2 protein-coding genes are annotated in these 3,094 nt (G+C 36.1%); both read right to left on the bottom strand.

The window, feature by feature from the left end; all coding sequences use genetic code 11:
- Positions 1–217: 217 nt before the first annotated feature.
- Positions 218–1,123, bottom strand: coding sequence for an ImmA/IrrE family metallo-endopeptidase (locus tag J7J62_06880; GenBank protein ID MCD6124878.1), 906 nt, complete (start codon positions 1,121–1,123; stop codon positions 218–220).
- Positions 1,120–2,841 carry an HD domain-containing protein gene (locus J7J62_06875; GenBank protein MCD6124877.1) on the bottom strand — a complete coding sequence of 574 codons (1,722 nt, stop codon included), beginning with the start codon at positions 2,839–2,841 and terminating at the stop codon, positions 1,120–1,122. The genes J7J62_06880 and J7J62_06875 overlap by 4 nt, the downstream gene beginning before the upstream one ends.
- Positions 2,842–3,094 lie beyond the last annotated feature (253 nt).

Here is a 3,094-nt window from a genome sequence, read left to right as displayed (position 1 = left end):
TCCCACTTTTTGCGACACTTAATCAGATTTTTTGACTTTTTACACAGCCTGACGGTTGGGACGTATGCGAAGCCCAGCCGAAAGCTGGGTTTGGGTGAGGCAACGAAGTTGCATCACCGCATACGCACCTGTTAGGCGTGGGCGATAGCCCCGAAGCGACCGAAGGGAGCGGAGAGTCGGGGGCAAAGAACTATCATTATTTCTATAAATCAACAATTTAAATATTCCTCCTTTCACCTTTAACGTTAGTTATGACCAAAATAATCACAGGTTCTGCTCTCTCTAATAGTATCCATTCCACTTTGTATTTGTTTTTGCTTATTGTAATATTGTCATGAGTTAGACTGTGATTTTTTATAATACGAATAACCATATCTCTGAGTTTTTTACTGTCCCTAAATTTATATTTGTAAGTCGGAGACCTATACACCTTTAGATTTTTTATGTTATTATCCTCAGATGAAATATTTGCCATCACTATAATTGCATTCCATAGATTATTCCCCCAAAAATTACCATTCCATAAATGAGAATCATGGAGTAAACGTTTTAGAAGTACTTCATAAGAAACATTAAAAGTTCTTTGTAATTGAACTAATGCATTGACTGAGGGATGATCACAAATCTGAGTAGAATTTGTGCTTAAATATGGCTCAGGAACTAAAATCTCTCGAGCGATCTCACATGCATAACCTTCTTCAACCCAATATCGTGATGATATCAATGAATAAAATTTCTGTGGGTGGGTTGCTTTTAAATCAAAAAAATAGGTATGTCCAATCTCATGTGCAATACCAAATCTTATGCGAACTTTCGGTTTTTTAGGGTTATATTTGATAATGAATCCCTCATCTTCTGGAATAAGAACTGCTTCTTTATGGCTTAATGTTTCATCAGGTATTATATTTTTAACTCTTCTGTAAGCCCCTAACTGTTCCGGCGCAAATGGTGGTTTGGTTTGGCCAGAGTCTAAAAGAAGCTTTCTTATTTCAGAAAAAATTCTCTTTTTTATCTCATTTCTTAAGGACAGCGGGTCACGCAGGAAAATAGTATACTCCGATGGTTCTAGAAATTGTTTAGCGATCCATTTTTCTGCAGGGTCTACAGATCTTACACCCTTCATTTTTCAACCTTCTTCACACTTTTTACTACAGATTTAAATTCATCATAAGAGGGTATTCCTAAGCGTTCTTGTCCGCCTATATCATACCTTCCTACAGTTTCTCTTATTTCCCTTCGCTCTTGTGAGGATAAAACGACACCCAGTTCTTTTTCCACATAGGCTGTGTATCTTTCCCAGAAATCGGGTCTTTCTTGCCGATATTCTTCAATTTCAATCTCGTTTGAAAGCTGGAAAAACCTAACAGCATCACTTGCAATATTGGCTTTTACTTCTTCGCTCAAAGCACGGTCTACAAATACGTACATACACCATAAGTTACGATGTTTTTTGATGAGGATTTCTATCTCCCTTCTTCTATCCTCTTCCATTATAGTTTTAAGGGGCCCTATTGTACTATTCCACTCAGAAAGAGTTTCTACTGCCTTTTGTCCCATTTCAGGACCAGGACAATAAATAACTATCTGTCCTGGCAACAGCCTATTTGCCCGCTCCAAAGCCCGTTCGGCATTATAACGGTAGAAAATATCTCGAAGCTTTTCTATGATTTCTTTTTTCTTCTGATATATGGTATCTCCCATTACTGGCTCTGTATATTTGAGTACATATACAGGTTTGTACAACCTTCTTTCCATCAAGTTATTTACTATAAAACCTCCAATATTATCCTTCTTAAGCAAAGACAAAAGTTCATCATCTCCTACGGTTAAGAGATCATGTTTTGATATAATTTTGTTTTTAATAGCACTTGTAACAGCGGAGATGATCATGGCAGATGCACTAACTTTTGCATGATGATAGTAAACTTTCTCTGCAAGAGAATATCTCAATCGTAAAAGATGAAGTGTTTCTGAAAATACGTCTCTTCGGATTTTTCTTGTTGAGGGTTTAAGCAGTCTCAGTATCAGTCTCGGTTTACCGTTGTACATACCTATATAAAAGTATGAAAGGAAACGTTTATCATAAGTCTCCTTTAATCCTGAAAAATATAAGTCCCGACTTAAATAATCAAGCAAATCACCGCAGATAGTATTATTAATGATATCTGACACAAATGGATGGGAGAGCTTTTCAACATCTTCACTTTTTGTTGTGAGTATTTCTCTTACTTCTTGTAAAAACTCTTTTCCATCTAGACCTTTCTTAGTGAGCTCTTCCTTTATTATTTTTCCAATTGTAGAATCATCACCCAAAAAATATTTTACTCTTTCTATGTCCTCCCATTGTTCGTCAAATAGAACCCCTTCATTCTCTAAGGTATGGCCAAAAGGGATGTGTGCTAAGTCATGTAGTAATGCGCAAATCCTTGTTAAAAGGACATGATAGTTTGTAATCATGGCTTCCGAATAATTGATTGTTGTAGGGGGATAATGCATAGTAAAGTGGGGTAAGTCAACATACAGTGTAACTCTGGGATCTTTAAATGGATTTTTTAGTGTAACTTCAAAAAGATATTGACTCATATATAGAGTTCCCAAGGAATGTTCAAATCGCGTATGGTTTGCAGATGGATAAACAAGATGTGTAGGGCCCAACTGTCTAATTTTACGTAATCTTTGAAATTCCTTCGTATCTATAATAGCAGTTTCCAACCTTGTTATCATAATATCTCCATGGATAGCGTCACGTATCGTTTTATGAGGACTTAATAGGTCACGTATTACTTCATTTCTTTTGTCTTCGATTACATTTTCCTTGAATAACGGTTTTTGCTTCATCATTTTTTACCCCCTTTATACATCTCAATAATAGATAGGATACTTTTTAATTTTACCATCCGATCTTTGCCCCCGATTGCGCCTAACGGTTAGGCTTCTTTCTGAACTGGTTCAGATATACATCCAAATTGGAGGTATTTCTGAACTAGTTCGTATATACCTCCTATGGATGAGATTGAACTTTCATGACTCATCACCTATTTTTTTATCTAAGATGTTATCCAGAGGATTTCTGATATTTGAAAGGTTCTTAGTT

This window comes from bacterium, from assembly GCA_021159335.1.
In the GTDB taxonomy this organism is placed as follows: Bacteria; UBP14; UBA6098; order B30-G16; family B30-G16; genus JAGGRZ01.
This window is presented reverse-complemented; position numbering and strand designations above follow the sequence as displayed.

Coding starts and splice junctions, on each gene's coding strand:
- J7J62_06875 (MCD6124877.1), bottom strand. CDS start 2,841: ATGATGAAGCAAAAACCGTTATTCAAGGAAAATGTAATCGAAGACAAA.
- J7J62_06880 (MCD6124878.1), bottom strand. CDS start 1,123: ATGAAGGGTGTAAGATCTGTAGACCCTGCAGAAAAATGGATCGCTAAA.